Below are 21,979 nucleotides of genomic sequence, written 5' to 3' on the forward strand. Positions count from 1 at the left end.
TATGCGACGTTTCGTCCACAAGGGTCACTCCTTTTCCGCCGCGGCCTTGGCCTTGAGCTCGGCCAGCTCGCGCTCGACGCCCTCGTCGTAGGCCAGGCGCTCAAACTGCTGTTCCAGGGTGGGCTTGCGGCCGTAGTCGACCAGCTCGGCGTCGGCCTCCATGCGCTCGATGCGCCCCTCCAGCTTGTCAAAGCGTAGCATGGCGTCGGCGGTTTCGAAACGACGGATTTCCTTGCGCACCCTGATCTTGTCCTGGGCGGCCAGGTGGCGCTGCAAGAGCAGGCGGCGCTTTTCGCGGGCGGAGGCAAGCTTCTCCTCCAACTGGCGGATCTCGGCCTGGTATTGGCCGACCAACTCGGCGGTCTGGCCGGCCTCGCGCTCCAGGGCGACGGCCTGGTCGAGCAGATCGCGCTTTTCGGCCAGGGCCTCGCGGGCCAAATCCTCGCGCTCCTTGGCCACGGCCATTTCGGCGCGCTGGGCCCAGAGGCCGGCCTTGTCGCGGCACATCTCAAAGGCGCGGCGGGCGCGCTTTTCGGCGGCCATGGCCCCGGCGCACGAGGCCTTGATCTCCACCAGGGTGTCCTCCATCTCCTGGATCATCAATTTTATCAGCTTTTCCGGGTCTTCGGCCCGGTCGAGCATGGCGTTGAGGTTGGCGCTGACGATATCTCTGGCTCTGCTAAAGACGCCCATGAGTCTCTCCTTGGCTTGGGTTGCTGCCGTGGTTATTGGCAAAAGTCGGGCCAAAAAGGCACGAGGCGCGATTTGGACGTGATTGCGCCGAGATAGCCGTGGCGATGGTCAGCGGTGGCCCGTGGCGTCGTGATGTTTATTAATAAATGTTGGTAAAATTTGCCATTATTTGTAAAATATAGCCATGAACGCGCGCCGCCAAAACGACAAAGTGCCCGAGGCCATCGGCCAGTCCGAGGCCTTTGTCGCCTTCCAGGAGGCCCTCTCCCGCGTCGCGCCGGTGGAGCGGCCCGTGCTGCTTTTGGGCGAGCGCGGCACGGGCAAGGAGCTGGCCGCCGCCCGCCTGCATTATCTCTCCGGTCGCTGGCAGGGGCCCATGATCACCCTCAACTGCGCGGCCATGGCCCCCACGCTCATCGAGGCCGAGTTGTTCGGCCACGAGGCCGGGGCCTTCACCGGCGCCACCCGCCGCCGGGCCGGCCGCTTCGAGGCCGCCGACGGCGGCACGCTCTTTCTCGACGAAATCGGGGCCATGCCCCTGGAGGCCCAGGAAAAACTGCTGCGCGTGGTGGAGTACGGCCTGTTCGAGCGCGTGGGCGGCAGCGAGCCCATCGCCGCGGACGTGCGCATCGTCGGGGCCACCAACGCCGATCTGCCCGGGCTGGTCCGCGCCGGCCGCTTCAAGGCCGACCTGCTCGACCGGCTGTCCTTCGAGGCGCTGGTTCTGCCCCCGCTACGTCAACGGCGCGGCGACGTCATGCTTTTGGCCAACCACTTCGCCGCGCGCATGGCCTTCGAGCTGGGCCGCCACGAGATCGCCCAGTTCAGCGACTCCGCCGCCGCCGCCCTGGAGGCCCACCCTTGGCCCGGCAACGTGCGACAGCTAAAAAACGTCGTCGAACGGGCAGTTTATCGCAGCGACCAAAGCCTGATCGAGCGCGTGGAGTTGGACCCTTTCGCCGGCCTGGCCACCGCGCCACCGACGCCATCGCCCCAGTCGGCGCGGCCAGAGCCGCCAGCCGCCCCGGCCCTGGGCCCAAGTCTGCCCGAACAAGTCCGCCGCCTGGAACTGGCCTTGCTGGGCCAGGCCCTGGCCCAAGCCCGGCACAACCAGCGCCGCGCGGCCGAGCTTTTGGGCCTGGGCTACAACCAGTTTCGCGGCCTGTATCGCAAGTACAGGCATCTGCTTTGATTTTTGCCAACGGCGGGCTTGTGCTGGGCCGGTTGGATTGTTTACCATCGGGTCATGTCGTTTCCGGGGAGGATGGACATGCCACGCGCCAGCAAAATCGTCTCGCTGATGGCCTCTTTGATCATCCTGACCGCCTGCGCGGCCCAAGCCGCCGCCGCGCGCCCCTTGGAGGTGGGCGTGGGCGAGCCCGGCGGCGCGTCGTTCGTCATGGGTCGGGCCGTGGTGGAGGCCGCGAGCCGGGCCGGGCTGGCACTGCGCCTGGCCGAAGGATTCAACGACGAAACGGCCATCGAGATGCTGGCCGAGGGCAACCTGGATTTCGCCGTGGTCGGCTCGGACAAGCTGTGTCAGGCCGTGGCCGGCCAGGGCTATTGGCGCGGCGAGCCCCAAACCGGCCTGCGGGCCGTCTGCGGCCTGGCCGCCCAGGAATATTTCATCGACCGCGCCCAGGCCGATCTGCTGGGCCCCGACGACAAAGGCCTGCGCCTGCGGCGGGCCGTGGCCTTTCCGGCCATTTCGGCCGGCGCGGGGCCCAACGAACCACCGCCGCCCCGGCCGGCCGCCCTCATCGAGCGCGCCGCCGACGGCCGCCTGCTGGCCCGTTTCGTGGTGCTGGAGCCCGGCCAGATGGCCAGGGTCGTGGGCTATGAGCCCTGCCTGGCCCGCATGACCATCCCGCCGGCTTTTTGCCGCGCCCCGGCCGGCCGGGCCTGGGCCGTGCGGGCCACCCTGGTGACCAGGGCCGACGCGCCAGCAACGCTGGTCGAACGCCTGGCCAAGGCCCTCGCCGCCGCTGGCCCGCGCCTGGCCAAGGCCTGCCCCGGCTTGGAGCCGGCGGCCCTTTTCAGCGGTCTGGCCGCGCCGGCCCATGCGGCGCTCGAAGCGCTGCCGGCCCGCTAGCCGCGCGCCCCCCCAAAAAAACGGCCCGGGCGCGTTGGTGCTCCCGGGCCATCCCCACGATGTAGCTTGCTTTTTCTATCTAACCTCCCTTGACGGTTGCGCGTTTATGCTCGGCGATCACGGCCGACATCCACTGGCGGCGCGTCTTGGCGTCGGCCAGCGGTGGGGCCGCGCTCTGCTTGACGTAAGATTCGAAGCCCTCGTAAAGGCCCAGCTTGTTCCAATGTTCGAAGTCGTCGTTCATCACCTCGCGGCTTTCGCGCACCAGCCGGCCCATGAACTGCCAGAAAAACAGGTCGCGGTCGGTGGCCGGATAGCGCTGTCCCCGTTCGATGGCCTGGGCCAGGTCGCGGGCCAGGTCGTCGGCCCGCTGGGTCACGGCGTCCTTGCCCATGAACGCCCCCGGCGTCACGGCGATGGCCGTGAAGGCCCCCACCGGAAAGGCCCCGAAGATGCGCAGACAGCGCGAGAGATAGTCGGCCACCTCGGTCTCGGCCATGCCCGCCGAGACGCTCAGCGTAAGCCCCGGCTTCCAGGAATCGCGGGGCTTGTGGCCATAGGGCAGCGAACGGTCGAGGAAGGTCTTCATCTGGCCGGTGACCTGCATCACGTACACCGGGCTGGCCAGGATCACGCCGTCGGCGGCCAGGATCTTTTCGATGATCGGGTTGTAGTCGTCGTTTTGCCAGCACTTGCCCTTGTCCAGGCACAGGGCGCAGCCGATGCAATAACCGATGTTCTTGCCGGCCAGATGGATCTGCTCCAGATCGACGCCCCTGGCCTCCAGGCCGGCGGCCAGCATCTGGATCATCTGATCGGTGTTGCCGATGCCCACGTGGGGCGAACCATTGATGGCCACCACTTTTTTTCGCGCCATGATCGTCCTCTCCGCTTGCGTTCATTCCACTTCCAGATGCTTGAGCCCCCGCGCCCGGGCGATGCGCAACTGGAAGTGGCGGTCGATGACATAGCCCCGCAACAGCCGGGCCTGCAAAACCATTTCTTTTGTGAGCTCCACGTCCTGGTCAAAGGGCAGATCGTGGGTGAGCTTTTGCCGCAAGCGCACCTCGTGGTTGACGATCTGGCGGCCCAACTCGGCGTAAAACGTCAGGTCGGCGATCTCCAGGCCCTGGCCCAGGGCGCGGGCGATGGCCGCGCCCAGCATCAGGTCGCGGCCATCAAAGCGGCCCTCGCGCAGGGGCAACAGCAGCCCGGCCTCCCGCAGGGCCGCTACCCGCTCGGCGCTCAGGCCGGTGCGCCGGCAAAACTCCTTGAGCCCGACCACTTCCTCGTCCAGCGGGCCGAAGACGGTCTTGTTGAGCTCCACCAGCGGCGTGATGTCCTGGCCCCGGTCCCAGGCGGCCAGAATCTTGCCGATGTGCTCCAGGCTCAGACCGTGCTCCATCTGCAACGATTTGATCAGGCGCAGACGCTCCACGCATTGCGGGTCGTAATAGGCCACGTTGGGGCTGGTCTTGACGGGCCGGGGCAGCAGGCCCTTGTCCACGTAATGCAGGATCGTCGACTTGGGCGCGCCGCTGGCCAGCACCAGTTGGCGCATGGCCAGGCCGGGTTTTGCGGTTTTCTCTGGCATGGTCTCGCCGCCTTGGGGTACGGGTTCAGGTTAGTCGACCAAACGCAAAATTGTCAAGCGTCAACTTTACACTTTGCGCTTTTCGCCGGCCGCGCGCGGCCCATAATCGTTCTACCATCGGCGCGCGAACAATGTATACTTGCTCCCATCGGACAAACGACCAAAGCGGCTTGACGCGGCGCGCGGCAAGCCGTTCATCCTGATAGGCGACGAGGCGAACCGGTGCGCATCCTCTACATGGCCAACAACTGGCTGGGTTGGCAGAGCCTGCTGCTGCTCAAATCATGGGGCGTGGAGTTGGCCGGGCTGGTGATTCACCCGCCCGAACGGCGCGGCTACGGCGAGGAGATCATCGCCGCCGCCGACTTGGCGCCCGAGCGCGTTTTTCTGGCCGACACCCTCGAAGACCCGGCGGTGCTGAAACGCATCGCCGCGCTAAAGGCCGACATGGCCTTGTCGGTGCTTTTCGCCTACGTGCTGCGTCCGGCCTTTTTGGGCCTGTTCCCCCGCGAGAGCGTCAACATCCATCCGGCCTATCTGCCGCACAACCGGGGCGTCTACGCCAACGTCTGGTCCATCGTCGAGCGCACCCCGGCCGGCGTGACCATCCACTACATCGACCGCGGCCTGGACACCGGCGACATCATCGCCCGCCGCCAGGTGGACGTCGAGCCCATCGACACAGGCAAGAGCCTCTACCACAAACTGGAGTTGGCGGCCCTGGCCCTTTTGGCCGAGACCTGGCCGCTCATCGCCGCCGGCCAGGCCCCTCGCCTGCCCCAGGACAAAAGCCAAGGCTCTTGCCACCGCGCCCGCGATGTGAAAAAAATAGACCACATCGACCTGGACAAATCATACAACGCGCGCGAGCTGATCGACATCCTGCGCGCCCGCACCTTCCCGCCCCACGCCGGGGCCTATTTCGTGGAAAACGGGCGCAGAGTCTACGTCAGCCTGCAACTGAGCCATCAACCCGGCGAGACCACCGAGCCCGCCGATTGACCCAATAAAAACAGACCAACCAGACTGCGTGAGTTATGAGCAGTTGCGCGGCCACGCCCAGCCAGAAAACATGCCCAGCGCCATCGCCCGGCCGTCATGGCCGTCGGAGACGCCAGTCATGACGGTGCTGAACACGGCCGGCAAGCGGCCCAAACTGCTGTTTTTCGTCTCGGAAGGCTGGTATTTCCTCTCGCATCGCCTGCCGCTGGCCCTGGCCGCCATGGAGCTTGGCTTCGAGGTGGCGCTGATCACCCGGCCCGATCGTTCGGGCCAGATTCTGGCCGACAAGGGCGTGCGGGTCATCCCGCTGGACTTTTTCCGCGCCGGCGAAAACCCCCGCCACGAATTGTCCATCATCCGCCGGCTGATCGAAATCTACCGCCAGGAAGCCCCGGACATCGCCCACCACGTGGCGGTCAAACCGGTGATCTACGGCTCGTTGGCCGCCAAGCTCACCGGCGTGCCGGCGGTGGTCAACGCCCTGGCCGGGCTGGGCTACATCTTTGTTTCGCACAGCCTGGAGGCCCGCCTGCTGCGGCCGCCGATCAAGCTGGCCATGCGCTATCTGCTCTCGGGCAAAAACTACCGCCTGATCCTGCAAAATACCGACGACATCCAGTTGGTGCGCGACTCCATGGGCGTGCGGCGCGAAAACATTCGCATCATTCGCGGCTCGGGCGTCGACCTGCAAGCCTTTCGTCCCAGCCCCGAGCCCGAGGGCCGGGTGGCGGTGCTTCTGGCCTCGCGGCTGCTCAAGGACAAGGGCGTGGCCGAATACGTCGCGGCCTCGCGCATGTTGCGCGGCCAGGGCCTGGATATCGAATTCCTGTTGGCCGGCGATGTCGATCTGGCCAATCCGGCGTCTTTTCCCCGCAGCCAAGTCGAGCGCTGGCACAAGGAAGGCGCGGTCAACTGGCTGGGCTGGCAGGCCGACATGCCCGCGGCGATCGCCAAGGCGCACATCGCCTGTTTGCCATCCTACCGCGAAGGCCTGCCCAAGGCCCTGTTGGAGGCCGCCGCCTGCGGCCGGCCCATGGTCGCCGCCGACGTGCCCGGTTGCCGCGATGTCGTCCGCCACGGCGAGACCGGCCTGCTGGCCCCGCCCCGCGACGCCAAGGCCCTGGCCAAGGCCATCGCCAGCCTGGCCCAGGACCGCCAGATGCGCCTGCGCATGGGCCAACGGGCCCGCCAGGTCGCCGAGGCCGAGTTCGGCCAGGAGCTTATCGCCCGCCAGACCATGGAGATCTATCAGAGCATGCTGCCATGGCCCTAGTGCTGGTCAGCGGCGCGGCCGGCTTCGTGGGCGTGGCCCTGTGCCAGGCGCTGTTGGCGGCCGGCCACGACGTGCGGCCCCTGGTGCGTCGGCCCGAACAGGCGGCCCGCCTGGCGGCCATGGGCGCGGGACCGGCGGTGATCGGCGACCTTGGCCAGGCCATCGATTGGCCCAAGGCCCTGGCCGGGGTGGAAGCCATCGTCCATTTGGCGGCGGTGGTCCACCAGATGGGCCGCCACGCCGCCGGGGCCGCCGAGCACATGCGCGTCAACCTGAAGGCCACCGAGGCCTTGGCCCTGGCCGCCGCCGGTCGGGTGGCGCGCCTGGTTTTCCTCAGCACCGTCAAGGTCCACGGCGAGAGCACGCCGCCTGGTCGGCCCTTTGTCGAAAGCCAGACGCCCCGGCCCCAGGGCCCCTACGCCCGGAGCAAGCATCTGGCCGAACAGGCCCTGACCGCCATCGCCGCCCAGGGCGGGTTCCGGTTGGTGAGCCTGCGGCCGCCGCTGGTCCATGGCCCCGGCGTGGGGGCCAACTTTCGCCTGCTGCTGAGGGCCGTGCACGGCCGTTGGCCCCTGCCCCTGGCCCTGGCCCGCGCCCCGCGCAGCCTGCTCTACGTGGAAAACCTGACTTCGGCGATCATCCTGGCCCTGGAGCATCCCGCCGCCGAGGGGGCCTATCTGCTGCGCGACGGCCAGGATGTGGGCGTGGCCGAGTTGCTGACCCGCCTGGGCCTGGCCATGGGCCGGCCGGCCCGGTTGTGGCCCGTGCCCCTGCCGGCCCTTGGCCTGGCCGCCCGCGTCGTGGGCAAGGCCGAACAACTCCGGCGACTGACCGAGGGCCTGTGCGTCGACGACCGACGCCTGCGCCATGAGCTGGGCTGGCGGCCGCCGTGCGACCTGGACGAGGGCCTGCGGCGCACGGCCCGCTGGTACGCCGGCGCGCCCGAACGCCTGGGCCGGCCGTGAAGATTCTGCACGTCATCCCATCGCTGGGCCAGGGCGGCGCGGAAAAAATGCTGGCGCTTTTGGTCAATCACCCCGCGCCGGGCCAGGAACACCACATCGCCACGTTCATCGACGGCGCGCCTTTTTATGACATCGGCCCCCACGTGAAGCTCCATCGGCTGGCCGGCGGCCGGCTGGGCCTGGCCGGAGCGCCCCTGGCCCTGGCCCGGCTGGCGGCCCGCCTACGGCCGGCGCTGGTTCACGGCTGGATGTATCACGCCAACGCCTTGTGCGCGGCGGCGCGGCTCGGCGGGGCCAAGGTCGTCTGGGGCCTGCACAACAGTGGCCTGGCCAGCCAGTTGAAGGGCTCGACCATGGCCGTCAGTGGCCTGTGCGCGGCCATGTCGGGTCTGATTCCCTGGCGCATCGTTTATTGCGCCGAACATGTCCGACAAAACCATCAGCGCCAGGGCTACGCCGTGGCCAAGGGCCTGGTGCTGCCAAACGCCGTGGACGGCCGCGAGTTTTTCATCGATCCAGCCGCCAGGGCCCGCCTGCGCGCCAGCCTGGGCCTGACGGACGATCAGCCGGTCATCGGCCTGGCCGCCCGCTTGGCGGCCGACAAGGGCCATGCGGTTTTTCTGGAGGCGGCGGCCGTGCTGGCCCGCCGCCAGCCCAAGCTGGCCGTGCTGGTCTGCGGCCGTGGCTGCCAGGACGACAACCCCCAGTGGCGCGAGTTGGCCACGCCCTTTGGCCTGGGCGGGCGCCTGTGCGCCCTGGGCCAGTGGGCGGCCATGAACGATTTTTACAACTGCTTGGATTTATTGGCCATCACCTCGCCCATCGCCGAGGGCGCGCCGATGACCCTGCTGGAGGCCCTGGCCGCCGGCGCGGCGGTGGCGGCCAGCGACGTGCCCGGCCTGCGTGGAGCCGTGCCGCCGGAAGGCCGCCTTTGCCCGCCGGGCGACGCGGCGGCCCTGGCCCGGGCCATGGCTGAAATGCTGGCCCGCGCCGCGCCGGGACGGTCGGCCATCTCGCGCGATTGGGTCTTGGCCCGCCACGGCGTGGAGGCCGTGGCCGCGGCCCATGCCGCGCTCTACGCCCAGGCGGCGGCTCAGGGTCGATAGGCCGGAGGAGGAGGGGGCGGCGGCCAGGCCACGATCACCCCCAGCCAGCGCGTATCGCCCGACCAGCCGTCGCGAGCCGGGCAGGCGGCATGGTCCGTGCGAAACTCCACCCGCAGCGGTTCATGGCCCGGCGGCAGCTCCAGCGTCAGCGAGCGCCACGCGGGGTCGGGCAAGGGGACAAACGCGCGCTTGTCGCCAGCCACGCGGACCTCCAGCCCTTGCGGCCGCCGGTCCAGCCCCGGCAACAGCGCGGCCACCTCCAGGCGCAACCATCGCCCGCGCAGTTCCGGCGGGGCGAACCACACCGCCCGCCGGCCCATCCAACTGCCCACGCGGCCGCCGTCAAAGCGCTCCGGCGCGTAAAAGCCCGCCCGAAAATCGGCCATGGGCGGCCGACTGAAAACGTAAACCGCCCGCCCGCCCAGCAGCAACGCCGCCGTCAGCAGCACGATCAGCCAAGCCCGGCGGCCCAACCGCCAGCGCTCGGCCGACGGCCGCGCGGCCAGGGCCAGGGCCAGATAGAAGCACCACAACAGGCCAAAGGCCCGCAGGTGCGCGAACGTCTGGGTGGCGGCCACGATGGTGGTGACCGTAAGCCCCAGCAGCGCCGTACGGGCCAACGCCCCGCCGCCGGCCCGCCAGCCGCGCCAGGCGCAGGCCCAATAATAGGCCAGCGCCGTAAACAGGCAGGCCAGGCCCAGCAGGCCCTGCTCGCCCAACACTTGCAGATATTGGCTGTGGGCGTTGCCCAGGGTATGCGGGGCCGGACCGCCGACCACCGCCTCGGGCCAGTCGTACCACCAGGCGTGGGAGCCCACCCCCACGCCCAAAATCGGCTCGATGCGCCACAGCCCCACGGCGAAACGCCAGATGTGAGCATAGGGGCTTTGGCCGGGCGAAAAATCGACGATCTTCTCCCACAAAAAACCGTGCAGGAAAAACACGTCGATGCACAGCAACGCCGCCGGCGGCGCGGCCACGATGGCCGCCTTGACCGGCCACTTGAGTTCGGCCCGCAGCGCCACCGCCGCCAGGGTCAGGCCCATGACGGCCAGCAGGTTGGAGCGCTGGCCATTGAGGCCCAGGCAGCCAAGGGCGACCAACAGAGCCGCCGCCGCCAGCCAGGCCCCGCCGCCCCAGCGCTCCTTGGGCCAAAAAATCCAGGCCAGAAGCGGCAGGCACCAGACCAACCAGGTGCCGAAATAGGCCCGGTTGTAGGTGAAGCCGGCGATGGCTCCCTGCATCTGGCCGGCCAGCGAGGCCCCCAGATAGCTGCCGCCGGGCTGAAGCGCGTAGAGCAGGAGCGCCCCCAGGCAATAGAGCAAGACAAAAGCCGCGCCGGCGTCACGGGCCTGGCGGCGCTGGGCCTGATCGGCCTGATCGAGGACGGCCGTCATCACCGGCAGGGCCGCCACGATCAGGCCCAGATCCAGCAGATGGCTCGGGCCGAACAGCGGATAGACGTGGGACGGCGCGGCCAACTGGCGCAGGGTGATCTCCAGCGGCTGGGCCCAGACTGCCCAGAACATCTCGCGGGCCATCAGCGGCAGGCTGACCATCGCCGAAATCAGCAGCAAAATCAGCGGCCAGACCAGGGAAAAATCCGGCCAGGCCCCGCGTCGACGCAAGCCCAGGCTGGCGCAAACCAGCCAAGTCACGGCCAGCAGGCCAAACAGAAAATGCCACGGCCGATAGGCTTCGCCCAAAAAAAACGGGGCCAGGAACAATAGCAGGCACAGCCCGCCCAGGCCCGAGCGATGGCTCCACAGGGCCAGGCCGGCCAGGGCGGCCAGGGCCACGGCCTTGGCCGGCGCGCCCAGCCAAGCCGCCGCCGCCAACAGGCAGACCAGGACCAGGGCGCTCCACGGCCCCAGGATCAGGCCTGCCCAGGCCCGGCGCGCGCGCCGCCAAAGATCAGTGATGGTTTGGGCCAAATTCATCCCGCCGCCGATGCGTTTTTCGCCAGGCGCGCCACCCGCGCGCCGGGGTCATCATAATTCCAAACAGGCAAACATGGCCGCCAGCCATCCTCGGTCGATGGTCGATCATCGGCCGCGTCGGCCATGGCGTTTTGGCCGATTTAGGTTACAATCATTGCCCACCCTTGACTTGCGCCGGCTTTGGCCGGATAAGATTTACAATAATATGTTTCGGTTTCAAACAAACTAGGGGCTCGGATTGTCTAAAACCATTCTGGTCACCGGCGCGGCCGGATTCATCGGCAGCCACTGCGTCAGGGCGCTCCTGGCCAGGGGCGACAGGGTCGTGGGCATCGACAACCTCAACGACTACTATGACCCTCGGCTGAAAAAAAACAACCTCGCCCTCATCGAGCGGGCCCACGCCGACAGCGGGCGCTGGCGCTTCGTCCACGGCGACATCCGCGACCGCGAGCTGCTGGCCAAATTGTTCGACCAAAACGGCTTCGACGCGGCCATCCACCTGGCGGCCATGGCCGGCGTGCGCGCCTCCATCGACCAGCCCCACCTCTATTGGGACGTCAACCTCACCGGCACGCTCAACCTGTTGGAAGAAGCCCGGCGCGCGCGCCTGGGCAACTTCGTCTTCGCCTCCACCTCCTCGGTCTATGGCGACACCAAGATCATGCCCTTTGTCGAAACCGACACCTGTGACCGGCCCCTGGCCCCCTACGCCGCCAGCAAGCGGGCCACCGAGCTTTTGGCCTACAGCTATCGTCACCTGCACGGCCTGAACTGCACGGCGCTACGCTATTTCACGGTTTACGGCCCCTGGGGCCGGCCCGACATGATGGCCCTGAAGGTGCTCGACAACATCCACTTCGGCCGCCAGGTCGTCTTGTTCAACAAAGGCCAGATGCATCGCGACTGGACCTTCATCGGCGACATCACCGCCGGCACCATCCTGGCCGCCGACACGCCCCTGGGCTTCGAGGCCCTCAACATCGGTCGTGGCGAGCCGATCCTGCTGGCCGAGTTCATCGCCAAGCTGGAGGCTCTCAGCGGCAAAAAAGCCAACCTGCAAGACGCGCCCATGATGAAGGCCGACGTGCCCTACACCTTCGCCGACATCACCAAGGCCCGCAAGCTCATCGGCTACGACCCGGTCACTTCGCTGGACGAAGGGCTGCACGGCCTCTACCAATGGTACGCCGAGCACGTCCTGCCCTCGGGCCAGCCCACGGCGGCCTGAGCCAGGCGCTACCCCAAAACGCCAAACCGGCGGCGGAGACTACTCCGACCGCCGGTTCATCTTTTTGACGCCCAGGCCAGCGGCGCCCTCAGCCGGCCAGCAGATCGGCCATGATCCGCCGGGCCGTATGGCCGTCCCACAGCGGCGGCGGGTTGGGCGCTGGCTTTGTCGCGGCCAGCAGTTGATCGACCTTGGCCAGGATGTCGGCCGGCTCCAGGCCCACCAAGTGGTTGGTGCCGGCGGCGATGGTCACCGGCCGTTCGGTGTTTTGGCGCAGCGTCAGGCAGGGCAGGCCCAGGTAGCAGGTTTCCTCTTGCAGGCCGCCGCTGTCGGTCAACACCAGGCGGCTGTCGGCCACCAGGCCCAAAAAACGTAAATACCCCATGGGTTCGACCAACCGCAGCCCCGGCCAGCCCTTGGCCAGGCCCAACAGGCCGAAATCCGCCAGCCGGGCCATGGTCCGCGGATGCACGGGAAAGACCACCGGCAGCCGCCGTTGCAGTTCGCCCAGCATCAGCCACATGGCCCGCAGGCTGGGCTCGGCGTCGACGTTGGAGGGCCGGTGCAGGGTGACCACGGCGTAGGCGCCGGGCGCCAGTCCCAACTCGGCGGCCACGGCCAGGGAGCGGGCCTTGGGCAGGCCCCGCGCCAACGAGTCGATCATGATGTTGCCGACCAGGCGGATTTTGGCTTGATCGACGCCTTCGGCCAGCAGGTTTTGATCGGCCAGAACGTCGGTGGTGTAGAGCCGGTCGGCCAGGACGTCGGTGACCAGGCGATTGATCTCCTCGGGCATGGAGCGATCGCGGCTGCGCAGACCGGCCTCGACATGGGCCAGGCGGCCACCGAGCTTGCTTACCGTCAGGGCGCAGGCGGCAGTGGAGTTGACGTCGCCGACCACGACCACCCAATCGGGCCGCTCGCGCAGCCAGACCCGCTCGAAGCCGACCATGATCGCCGCCGTCTGGCGGGCGTGGGAGTCGGAGCCCACTTCCAGGTTTTCGTCGGGCTCAGGGATGCCCAGGTCGCGGAAAAAAGCTTCGGACATGTTGTCGGAATAATGCTGGCCGGTGTGGATGAGCATCATTTCCGGCAAGTTGTCCGCGCCGGCCGCCCGCAGGCGCGCCAGCTCCCAGAACAGCGGGCCGACCTTCATGAAGTTGGGCCTGGCCCCGGCCACCACGACGATTTTTTGCTTGGCTTTCATGCCGGCCGGCCTAGACCTTCATCGCGCCCAGGGTGCGCATGACCGCCCCGGCGATGTCGTCGAGGGGAAGCTCTTTTTCCACCGCCCCGGACTCGAAAGCGGCCTTGGGCATGCCGTAGACCACGCAGGTGGCCTCGTTCTGGCCGAAGGTGGGGCTGCCCGCTTCGCGCATGAGCTTGAGGCCGTCGGCCCCGTCGGCGCCCATGCCCGTGAGGATGACGCCCACGGCGTTGCGGCCGGCGGACTTGGCCACCGATTTGAACAGCACGTCCACGCTGGGCCGTTGGTGGTGGACCATGGGGCCGGTCATGACGTTGACGTGGTAGCGCGCGCCCGAACGACGCAGCAGCATGTGAAAATTGCCCGGGGCGATCAGGCAGCGGCCGGGAAAAACCGAATCGCCGTCCTCGGCCTCCTTGACTTCGAACTGACACAGGCCGTTGAGCCGGGCGGCGAAGGCGGTGGTGAATTTGGGCGGCATGTGCTGGACGATGACGATGCCCGGCACCGTGCCCGGCAGGCGGGTCAGCACTTCCTTGAGGGCCTCGGTGCCGCCGGTGGAGGCACCGATGGCCAGGATTTTCTGGGTCAGGTCCATGTCGGTGGGGGCCAGGCGCGGGGCCGGCGCGGCCTGGTTGGCTGCCTGGGCCTGGGCCTGGCGCGGCCGCGAGCGGGCCGCCGCGCGGATCTTCTCGGCCAGTTGCTCGGCCATCTCGCCCACCGAGAACGAACCGCCGGGCTTGCAGAGCACCTCCACCGCGCCGGCCTCGATGGCCTCCAGGGCCAGGGTTCCGCCCTTTTGGGTCAGCGACGAGATGATGATCACCGGCATGGGCTTGTATTGCATGAGCTTGCGCAGGAAGGTGATGCCGTCCATGCGCGGCATTTCGATGTCGAGGGTGATCACGTCGGGTTCGAGCTTGACGATCTTGTCTCGGGCCACATAGGGGTCGGTGGCCGTGCCGACGACCTCGATATCGGGCACGTCGGCCAGCGATTTGCTCAGCACCTGACGGACAACCGCCGAATCATCGACGATCAGCAGCTTGATGGGCCGTCCGTTGGTCAGGGCCATGGTTCTCCTCGTTGACGCCGCCGCGGGTGGGGCGCCTGGCGTCACTGCTTGAGCCGGAAAGCGCGCCAGCCGGCCAAGACCGGTTGACCCTCCACCTCGAAAATGAGCTGGTTCTGCGTGCGGGCGGTGACCTGGCCCACCGTGCCCTGAGCGATGCGCGCGGCCTTGGGCAGGCCCATGCGCCAGGCGCTATCCACATCGACGCTGGTCAGGACGTTGCCGCTGACCATGTTGATCATCTCGCGGTAGGCGTCCAGGATCTGATCCGGGCTCAGATCGCCCACGTCGCAGGCGAAAATGTTGGCCGCCAACTCCAGGGCGATGCGCTCCGGCGACCAGACCCAGATGCGCACGCCTTCATCCTGGCGCACGAAATCGAGAAAGCCCTCGTACCAACCCTTGGCCGCCAAGGCGTGGGCCACCTCGATGGGCTCGGCGTAGCTTTCGGGCACCAGAAAAAACGATGTGCTGAAAACCTCAGAAATCGAGTCCTTCAGGGCTGTGCTCCAGCTCTTGCTCATCTGGCTCTCCCACGAACAATTTCAATATCTTGCGCAATCCTTCGGGCTGGAACGGCTTGAGCACGTATCCCCGCGCGCCAAAGGCCAGGGCCTGGCGCAGCTTTTCCTTGCGGCCCTCGGTGGTCACCAAAATGAAGCATTTGGGCACGCGGCCTTCGTTTTGCAGGGCCTCCAGCAGTTGCAGGCCGTCCATCTCGGGCATGTGCAGGTCGCTGAGCACCACGTCCACTTCGTTTTGGCGCAAAACATCCAGGGCCTCCAGGCCGTTGGCGCCCTCGTAGCATTTGTCCAACGAAAAGCCGGCGGCTTTCAAGGTTTTTTTGACCATGGCCCGCATGGCCGCCGAATCGTCGACGATCAGAACCCTTAGAGCCATTTCACACCTCTCCCCCCTTTATCAGCCGGCCAAATTGAGCAATTCCGTGGCCTTGTCGTTGATATCCTTGACTTCGAGGGCGATCTTGTCCATCTCGCGCGGGCCGAAACCGGCCATGGCCGCCAGGCCCTCGGGCATGGGCACGGCCAAGCCGGCCGCCCCGCCGCTGAACCCCATGCTCAGGGTCAGCACGTTGGCCAGGGCCACCAGCGCCGTGAGCTGGCCGTATTTGGCCGCCCGCTCGGGCGCGTGGTGGAAGGCGATGGCCGTCACGATGGACTCGGGGAAGTTCCAGTGGCGGGCCACCAGGCCGCCCAACAGGGCGTGGTCCACGCCCAGCACCTCGCGCTCGGCCTCGACGAAACTCTTGCCGTCCTCCCCGACCATCCGCTCGATTTTGTGATATCTTTCACCGACATATTGGCTGAGGATCAGCTTGCCCACGTCGTGCAGCAGCGCGGCGGTGAACAGCGTGGCCGTATCTTGATACTTGAGCATGTCGCCCATGCGGTGGGCCAGCAGGGCCGTGGCCATGCAGTGACGCCACAACTCGCCTCGCTCCAGCCGATAACCGCCCTGGTCGACCTGGAAATACTTGACAACCTGGGTGCTCAGGACGATCTCGACCAGGTTGCGCGTGCCCAAAAGGGCCAAGGCCTGCTCCAGCGAGGATATCTTCTGGCGCAGGCCGTAGAACGGCGAATTGGCCATGCGCAGCACGTGGGCGGTGATGCCCGGGTCCAGGCGCACCGTGTCGATGAGCTTGGAAAACGAAAACTCCGGGTTTTGCACCAGGGCCAGAACCTGCTGCACCACCGCCGGCACCGCGGGCAGTTTTTCCGCCTTGGCCAGTATTTCCTTGACCAGACTCACAGCTTCCTCAGATTGGCGCCATTGGTTTTGAGCCAAATTTCGCCGGTGGCCACGCTGAGGCCCACGGTGCGGTTGACCGTGCCGCCGACGTCTTCCTTTTCGACCATCACGTTGTTGCGGTAGAGGATCTTGCGCACCGCCGCGTAATTACGTTTGCCGATGTTGAAATGCCCGCCCTCGTCGAGCACCTGGCTGCCGCCGATCAAGGCCACCTTCAGCCGGCCCTTGATCGCGCCAAGTTCGTAGGCCCCGCGAAACAGCTTGGGCAGGCCCGTGTCGGCGAACACCGCCGGCTGGCTGGAGGCCCGCTGGGGGTTGAGGGCGGAGTCGGGCAGCATCAGGTGCAACAGGCCCCCCACCCCGGCCTTGGCGTCGTGGATGATCACGGCGATGCAAGAACCAAGCGAGAAGGTGACCAGTTCGTCCTTGGCGTCGCCAGAGACGGCCAGGTCGCCGACCCCGACTGCAATCCTGCCGGCCAACTCAAGACTCCTTGCGGTAAACGGCTGGGCGCACGAAACTCAGGCCGTGTTTGATCCCCGTCAGGCTCTCGGAGTGGCCAACGAACAGGTAACCACCCTTGCCAAGGCAATCGTGAAATTTTTGCACCAGCCGCTGCTGAGTTGGCTTGTCGAAGTAGATCATCACGTTGCGGCAGAATATCACATGCATGGGCCGGTCGAAGCAAAACTGGTCCATGAGGTTGATCTTGCGGAATTCCACGAGCTTGCGCAGCTCGGGCTTGACCCGCACATGGCCGGCCCAGGCGTTGCCGCCCTTCTGGAAATAGCGCACCAAAATGTTGCGCGGGATGCAGGCCGCCCGCTCCTGCTGATAGATGCCCCGCTGGCCGTGTTGCAAAACCTGGGTGTCGATGTCCGAGGCCAGGATCACCGCGCCGCGCCGCGCCCAGAGGTCACGGTTTTCTTGCAGGACCATGGCCAGGGTGTAGGGCTCCTCGCCGGTGGAGCAAGCCGCCGACCAGACGCGAAGCGGCTCCGATGGCCCGCAAAGCTTGTCGAGCTGACGCAGCACTTCCGTGGCCAGAAAGTCGAAGTGTTGGGATTCGCGAAAAAAGTCGGTCTTGTTGGTGGTGATGCAATCCAGGAAGCCGACCAGTTCCTGACCGGTCTGGTCTTCCTCCAGCCGGCAGATGAACTCGGAGACATCGCGGCAACCGGTGGTGCGCATGCGCTTGGCCAGGCGGGCCTTGAGCAACTCTTTTTTGCTGTCGCCCAGGTTGATGCCCGAAAGGCTGTAGACCAGCTTGGCCAACTTGGCGTATTGGGCGTCGGTTATGGCGATGCGCAACGGCTCCAGGTTGGCTGCGGCCGGCGGCCCGGCTGGCTTGGCCTCGGCCTTGGCCCCTCTGATGATGTTCAGGTGATCGCTCAAACCCACCGATCGCGGCCCCCTGGCTTCAACCGTGTCAACCAATCGCCGATATTGCGTATTCTCTTTAACGATTATAACACCGCGTGTCGGTCGCCCAACACCTTATCGATGTCGAGGATGGTTTTCACCTTGCCGTCGACCTTGGCCATGCCCAGCAGATAAGACATGTCCAGCTCCACGCCGAAGGTCGGGGCCGGCTCCAGGTCGGCGGCGGCCACGTTGATCACCTCGCGCACGGCGTCGACGACCACGCCCATCAGAAGCGTCACGCCCATCTCGCCCAGCACCTCCACCACCACGATGCAGGTGCGATCGTCGGGCTGGCGATAGGCCATGCCGAACTTCAGGCGCAGGTCGATCACCGGGATGACCTTGCCGCGCAGGTTGATCACCCCCAGCACGTGGTCGGCGGTCTGGGGCACTGGCGTCACGTCCAAGACGCCAATGATCTCGCGGACCTTGTTGATCTGGACGCCGTATTCCTCGTCGTCGACCCGGAAGGTCAGGTATTTTCCGGCCAGATGGGCCAGTTGGCCCTGGTGCTCGCCGCTCTGGGCGTTTTGTGTTTCCATGCCGCCAGTCTCTCCGTCGCTCGCGCCGCCCTCAGGCCCGCCGGCCCTCGTGGCTCTTGAAGACCCCTTCCACGTCCAAAATCAGGCTGACCCGGCCGTCGCCCATGATCGCCCCGCCGGCGGCCACCTTGACGTCCTTGAGGCTCTCGCCCAACGACTTGATGACCACCTCCTGGCGGCCCACCAACTGGTCGACCATCAGGCAGCGGCGATGGCCGTGGTGCTCGACCACCACCACCAGGCCCTCCCAGGGCTGGCGGTGATCGGGCTCGATGCCCACGATCTCGTGCAGGCGCACCAGCGGCAGCAGGTTGCCGCGAATGATGATCATCTCGCCCTTGCCCTGGACGGTGGTGTAGTCGGCGCGGGCGGGCCGCAGGGATTCGGCCACGCTGATGGTGGGCAAAATGAAGCGCTCGGGACCGACCTTGACCACCATGCCGTCGATGATGGCCAGCGTCAGCGGCAGGGCGATGGTGAGGATGGTGCCCTCGCCCAGGGTCGATTGGATCTCGATCTTGCCGCGCAGTTCATCGATGGTGCGCTGGACCACGTCCATGCCCACGCCACGGCCGGAGATGTCGGTGATCTGCTCGGCGGTGGAAAAGCCCGCCCGCATGATCAGGGCGTAAACCTCCTGGTCGGTCATGTCGTCGTCGGAGGCGATCAGACCCCGCTCGACGGCCTTGCGGGCGATCTTGTCGCGGTCCAGGCCGCGACCGTCGTCGGCGATCTCGATGCAAACGCTGCCGCCCTTGTGATAGGCGCTCAAGCGGACCGCGCCCTCCTCGGGCTTGCCGATCTTCTGGCGCTCCTCGGGGTCTTCGATGCCGTGATCGACCGAGTTGCGCACCATGTGCATCAGCGGATCATAGAATTTCTCGACCATGTTGCGGTCGATCTCGGTGTCTTCGTTGACCAGCTCCAGGCGCACCTTCTTGCCGCGTTTCTTGGCCGTGTCGCGCACCACCCGCACCATCTTCTGAAACGTCTGGCGGATGGGGATCATGCGCATGCTCATGGTCGATTTTTGCAGCTCGGTGGTGATGCGCGCCAACTGGCCCAGGTCGGTGTGCAGCTTGCGATCGCTGATGGCCTGGACGTGGGGATTGGCCTGGACCATCGATTGGGCGATGACCAGCTCGCCAACCATGTCCAGGAGGTTGTCGAGCTTTTGCGTGTCGATCTTGACTTCCTGGGCGGCCATGACCTGGGCGCCCTGGGTCATGGCCTTCTGGGCGCGCAGGCCCTCGGCCACCTGGTCGGGCTGGGCCTTGCCCTGCGCCACCAGGATCTCGCCCAGGTGCTTGTCGGGCTTTTTCTGACGCTGGGTCTCCAGGGCCTCGTCCATGTCCTCGGGGCTGACCACGCGTTTGCCCACCAACACCTCGCCCAGCTTGAGCGGCTCGACCGGTTCGGGCTCGGGGGCCGGCGCGGCGGCCGGGGCCGGGGCCGGGGCCTGGCCGGAAAGCAACGCCTCGACGCGGGCCTCCAGCTCCGAGGTGTCAAAGGCCCGCCTGGCGCGGCGCTCGTTGGCCGCCGCCAGCGACTCCTCGATCATCTGGCGCAGGAAATCCACGCCGCCCAATATGACGTCGATGGCCACGCTGTCGACGACAAGCTCCATGGCCCGGGCCTTGTCCAGCAGGTTTTCCAGGGCGTGGGCCAGGTGGTTGATGTCGGTGAGGTTCAAAAAGCCGCTGACGCCCTTGATGGTGTGGAAGGGCCGAAACACCGCGTTGAGGGCCTCGACGTCCTGGGGCGAATCCTCCAGCACCAGGGCGTTGACCTCGATGGACTCCAGGTGCTCCAGGGCTTCGTTGACAAAGCCCGTCAGCAGCTCCATGTCCTCGTCGTTGATCAACTGGGGCTCGGGCTCGGCGGTGGGGCCCAGGTCGGGGGCGTCGGGCAGGAATTCTATGTCGTCGTCGGCCAGATCGGGCGGCTCGCCCAGGCCGGCTTCCTCGGGCTGGGCCGGGGCCGGCGGCGCGGCGGCGGGTGGCGCGGCGACCGGCGGCGCGTCGGCGGACCTGGCCCTGGCGGCCAGGCAGGGGCTGGCCATGTAGGCGCCGACCTCGGCGTCGGCGGCCTCGCCGCGCAGCAGGCCCTGGGCCACGCTGACGCCTTGGCGGGCCAACTCCAGGCCGCCTTCCTGATCGGCGACCTCGCCCAGGATCATGCCCTCCATGTGGGCCTTGAGCGCGCCGACCAAGCGCGTCAGGGCCGAGTCGCCGCCGCCTTCGCAGACGATCTCCAGCCGCTCCAGGTGAGAGAGGAATTCGCCATAGGCCATCAGATCCCCGGCTTCGAGGATCATCACTTCGGAGGCCATTTCGTCGAGGAGGGAGCCGATCACTTCGTTATGCCCGGACATGCCGCGACACCTCCAACAAGCACGCGAAAGACTTAAATCGTTCGAGCTGATGATTTGCGATGACGCCGCTGGCGCGGTGGGCGCCAGCGCGGATGCGCGTCAGGGGCTCATCGGGGCCAGGCCCGCCGCCTCGCCTTCCCAAGCCCCGGCGAGGGCTGGGGGATAGCGCCAAGCGGCGACGAACCAAAGGCGACCGTATCCGCACAGTTGTAGATTATCATACAAAACGGCCCGCCGGCAAAAGCACTTATGCGTCATGGCCGATTTCAACGGGCCGGGGCCGGAGCCACGCCCCAAAAATACGACAACGCCCCGGCGGTTGAAGCCGTGGCGTTGTCGCGTCAAGAACCATCGGTGGCCAATGGCCGAAATCGCCGCGCCCAAACCGGCTCGGCCCAGGCGCGTTAGTTGAGCATGTCGCGAACTTGAGCGCTCATCTTGAAAGCCATGCGCTTTTTGGCCGTGATCTCGATGGGCTTGCGCGTCGCCGGGTTCACGCCCTGCCGAGGAGCGGACTCTTTGAGGCTGAAAGTGCCAAGCCCGGCCACGCGGATCGTGCCGCCGGCCATGACCTCGTCGCGGCAGATCTCGACAAAAGCTTCCAAAGCGTCCTTGGCCGCACGCTTGGAAATGTCGGCCTTGCTGGCGATCTTGTCGATCATCTCCGCCTTGGTCATCGGTTTCCCAGCCATGCCTCCTCCTTAGGTCATTAGGATTCTTGATTGTTTTGAAAAAGACATCCGCAGCGCCCCTGCGACGGGGCCACGCCAAGGCGCAAATCGCCCGTCTTGATCGTCACGCCGCCACCCGTCACGACTCGATTACCCTTGGCGGAGGCACGTCTGACAAAACTTCACGAACGCTGGCGCGAATTGCACAGAAGCATAGCACCCGCGAAAACGGCCCGTCAACAGTACAAAAAGCAGATTTGCCTCCATTGCGCCAAGGCTTTCCCCACTTTTCGCCACCACTGGCCAAGCTTCACAGGCCCACGGAAATGAGGCCTTTTTTCAGGCGGCGGCGCAAAATCGACCATATAGCAAATTAATTAATAATTACAAATACATAACTATAAATATCACCAATGCGCCGGTCATGGCAAATCACAGAAGTGAAAGCGCCCGCGCACGGCGGCGATGCGGCAAAAAATCGAGTTTTTTTATTGACATGCGGCTCTGGTTAACATTATAGTGGGCTCCAGTGGTAGATAGTGGGGATTGGTGGGGAAAAAGGGAGCGCCTCCGACATGTTCACCGGCTCGTCAACACACAGCATCGACGCCAAAGGCAGGCTGGCCATCCCGGCCGGCTTCCGCGACGCCTTGAGCGTCAGCGGCGACGACAAGCTGATCTTGACCACCCTGCCCAACGCCGATCACTACCTGGTCTGCTATCCCGTCGAGGACTGGCGCAACCTGGCCGACAAGATCTCCCGCCTACCCGAACTCAACCCCAGCGTCCAGGCCATCAAGCGGCGCTTTTTCGGCAACGCCAACGAGTGCCCGCTGGACAAGCAAGGCCGCATCCTGATCCCGCCTCGGCTGCGCCAAAAGGCCGGCCTGGAATCCAAGGCCGTGCTGGTGGGGGCGCAAAGCTATTTCGAGGTTTGGGACGAGGAGCGCTGGGAGCAGGAGGAGCGGCGCCTGGCGGCCGCCGACATCGGCGCGGCCATGGCGGAGTTGGGGGTTTAG

At 66.5% G+C, this 21,979-nt stretch carries 22 protein-coding genes; 8 read left to right on the forward strand and 14 right to left on the reverse strand.

Annotated elements, in window-relative coordinates; translation table 11 throughout:
• Positions 1 to 24: 24 nt before the first annotated feature.
• Positions 25 to 693 carry a PspA/IM30 family protein gene (locus tag DEBA_RS13755; protein ID WP_013259556.1) on the reverse strand — a complete coding sequence of 223 codons (669 nt, stop codon included), beginning with the start codon at positions 691 to 693 and terminating at the stop codon, positions 25 to 27.
• A gap of 184 nt (positions 694 to 877) precedes the next feature.
• Between DEBA_RS13755 and pspF the strand changes: the two genes are divergently transcribed.
• Entirely contained in the window at positions 878 to 1,885 is a 1,008-nt protein-coding gene (pspF, locus tag DEBA_RS13760; protein ID WP_013259557.1) for a phage shock protein operon transcriptional activator, read from the forward strand.
• Between the two features lie 78 nt (positions 1,886 to 1,963).
• Positions 1,964 to 2,785, forward strand: coding sequence for a type 2 periplasmic-binding domain-containing protein (locus DEBA_RS13765; protein ID WP_013259558.1), 822 nt, complete (start codon positions 1,964 to 1,966; stop codon positions 2,783 to 2,785).
• Between the two features lie 79 nt (positions 2,786 to 2,864).
• On the opposite strand, the gene DEBA_RS17315 is transcribed toward DEBA_RS13765, so the two are convergent.
• Both DEBA_RS17315 and DEBA_RS17320 read right to left on the reverse strand, forming a co-directional pair.
• Positions 2,865 to 3,662, reverse strand: coding sequence for a flavodoxin family protein (locus tag DEBA_RS17315; RefSeq protein ID WP_013259559.1), 798 nt, complete (start codon positions 3,660 to 3,662; stop codon positions 2,865 to 2,867).
• 21 nt (positions 3,663 to 3,683) lie between these two features.
• Entirely contained in the window at positions 3,684 to 4,379 is a 696-nt protein-coding gene (locus DEBA_RS17320) for a MerR family transcriptional regulator (RefSeq protein WP_013259560.1), read from the reverse strand.
• Positions 4,380 to 4,601: 222 nt separating this feature from the next.
• Here DEBA_RS17320 and DEBA_RS17325 point away from each other — a divergent pair, with 222 nt between their 5' ends.
• The 4 genes from DEBA_RS17325 (at position 4,602) to DEBA_RS13795 (ending at position 8,725) form a co-directional block, all read left to right on the forward strand.
• Positions 4,602 to 5,381 (forward strand): methionyl-tRNA formyltransferase, encoded by a 780-nt coding sequence (locus DEBA_RS17325; RefSeq protein ID WP_013259561.1) that lies wholly within the window; start codon positions 4,602 to 4,604, stop codon positions 5,379 to 5,381.
• Between the two features lie 118 nt (positions 5,382 to 5,499).
• On the forward strand, positions 5,500 to 6,654 hold the full coding sequence (locus tag DEBA_RS13785) for a glycosyltransferase family 4 protein (RefSeq protein ID WP_013259562.1): 1,155 nt from the start codon (positions 5,500 to 5,502) through the stop codon (positions 6,652 to 6,654).
• A complete protein-coding gene (locus tag DEBA_RS13790; RefSeq protein WP_013259563.1) occupies positions 6,645 to 7,619 on the forward strand; it encodes an NAD-dependent epimerase/dehydratase family protein in 975 nt (324 codons plus the stop codon). The genes DEBA_RS13785 and DEBA_RS13790 overlap by 10 nt, the downstream gene beginning before the upstream one ends.
• Positions 7,616 to 8,725 (forward strand): glycosyltransferase, encoded by a 1,110-nt coding sequence (locus DEBA_RS13795; RefSeq protein WP_013259564.1) that lies wholly within the window; start codon positions 7,616 to 7,618, stop codon positions 8,723 to 8,725. Before DEBA_RS13790 ends, DEBA_RS13795 begins: the two co-directional genes overlap by 4 nt.
• Here the strand turns inward: DEBA_RS13795 and DEBA_RS13800 are convergent.
• On the reverse strand, positions 8,713 to 10,665 hold the full coding sequence (locus tag DEBA_RS13800; RefSeq protein ID WP_013259565.1) for an O-antigen ligase family protein: 1,953 nt from the start codon (positions 10,663 to 10,665) through the stop codon (positions 8,713 to 8,715). The two genes, DEBA_RS13795 and DEBA_RS13800, sit on opposite strands and share 13 nt — an antisense overlap.
• A gap of 238 nt (positions 10,666 to 10,903) precedes the next feature.
• Here DEBA_RS13800 and DEBA_RS13805 point away from each other — a divergent pair, with 238 nt between their 5' ends.
• On the forward strand, positions 10,904 to 11,896 hold the full coding sequence (locus DEBA_RS13805) for an SDR family NAD(P)-dependent oxidoreductase (RefSeq protein WP_013259566.1): 993 nt from the start codon (positions 10,904 to 10,906) through the stop codon (positions 11,894 to 11,896).
• An 88-nt stretch (positions 11,897 to 11,984) separates the two neighbouring features.
• Here DEBA_RS13805 and wecB read toward each other — a convergent pair whose 3' ends face one another.
• From wecB to DEBA_RS13855, 10 genes are all read right to left on the reverse strand, one after another.
• A complete protein-coding gene (gene wecB / locus DEBA_RS13810) occupies positions 11,985 to 13,103 on the reverse strand; it encodes a non-hydrolyzing UDP-N-acetylglucosamine 2-epimerase (RefSeq protein ID WP_013259567.1) in 1,119 nt (372 codons plus the stop codon).
• A gap of 10 nt (positions 13,104 to 13,113) precedes the next feature.
• Positions 13,114 to 14,178, reverse strand: a complete 1,065-nt coding sequence (locus DEBA_RS13815) for a protein-glutamate methylesterase/protein-glutamine glutaminase (protein WP_013259568.1) — start codon at positions 14,176 to 14,178, stop codon at positions 13,114 to 13,116.
• A 41-nt stretch (positions 14,179 to 14,219) separates the two neighbouring features.
• Positions 14,220 to 14,699: a chemotaxis protein CheX gene (locus DEBA_RS13820; RefSeq protein ID WP_013259569.1), complete on the reverse strand. Its 480-nt coding sequence runs from the start codon at positions 14,697 to 14,699 to the stop codon at positions 14,220 to 14,222.
• Positions 14,656 to 15,075, reverse strand: coding sequence for a response regulator (locus DEBA_RS13825; RefSeq protein WP_013259570.1), 420 nt, complete (start codon positions 15,073 to 15,075; stop codon positions 14,656 to 14,658). The genes DEBA_RS13820 and DEBA_RS13825 overlap by 44 nt, the downstream gene beginning before the upstream one ends.
• 21 nt (positions 15,076 to 15,096) lie before the next feature.
• Complete coding sequence (locus DEBA_RS13830; protein WP_013259571.1) at positions 15,097 to 15,948, reverse strand: HDOD domain-containing protein; 852 nt, start codon at positions 15,946 to 15,948, stop codon at positions 15,097 to 15,099.
• Positions 15,945 to 16,430 (reverse strand): chemotaxis protein CheD, encoded by a 486-nt coding sequence (locus tag DEBA_RS13835; protein WP_013259572.1) that lies wholly within the window; start codon positions 16,428 to 16,430, stop codon positions 15,945 to 15,947. Before DEBA_RS13835 ends, DEBA_RS13830 begins: the two co-directional genes overlap by 4 nt.
• A gap of 1 nt (position 16,431) precedes the next feature.
• On the reverse strand, positions 16,432 to 17,343 hold the full coding sequence (locus DEBA_RS13840) for a CheR family methyltransferase (protein WP_148227874.1): 912 nt from the start codon (positions 17,341 to 17,343) through the stop codon (positions 16,432 to 16,434).
• 71 nt (positions 17,344 to 17,414) lie between these two features.
• Positions 17,415 to 17,915, reverse strand: coding sequence for a chemotaxis protein CheW (locus DEBA_RS13845; RefSeq protein WP_013259574.1), 501 nt, complete (start codon positions 17,913 to 17,915; stop codon positions 17,415 to 17,417).
• Between the two features lie 31 nt (positions 17,916 to 17,946).
• The gene (locus tag DEBA_RS13850) at positions 17,947 to 20,289 is read right to left on the reverse strand and encodes a chemotaxis protein CheA (RefSeq protein WP_013259575.1); all 2,343 of its coding nucleotides are present in this window, start codon (positions 20,287 to 20,289) and stop codon (positions 17,947 to 17,949) included.
• Positions 20,290 to 20,693: 404 nt separating this feature from the next.
• Positions 20,694 to 20,981: an HU family DNA-binding protein gene (locus tag DEBA_RS13855; RefSeq protein ID WP_013259576.1), complete on the reverse strand. Its 288-nt coding sequence runs from the start codon at positions 20,979 to 20,981 to the stop codon at positions 20,694 to 20,696.
• A 554-nt stretch (positions 20,982 to 21,535) separates the two neighbouring features.
• Between DEBA_RS13855 and mraZ the strand changes: the two genes are divergently transcribed.
• Positions 21,536 to 21,979, forward strand: coding sequence for a division/cell wall cluster transcriptional repressor MraZ (gene mraZ, locus DEBA_RS13860; RefSeq protein WP_013259577.1), 444 nt, complete (start codon positions 21,536 to 21,538; stop codon positions 21,977 to 21,979).

The organism is Desulfarculus baarsii DSM 2075 (genome assembly GCF_000143965.1).
Lineage (GTDB): Bacteria > Desulfobacterota > Desulfarculia > Desulfarculales > Desulfarculaceae > Desulfarculus > Desulfarculus baarsii.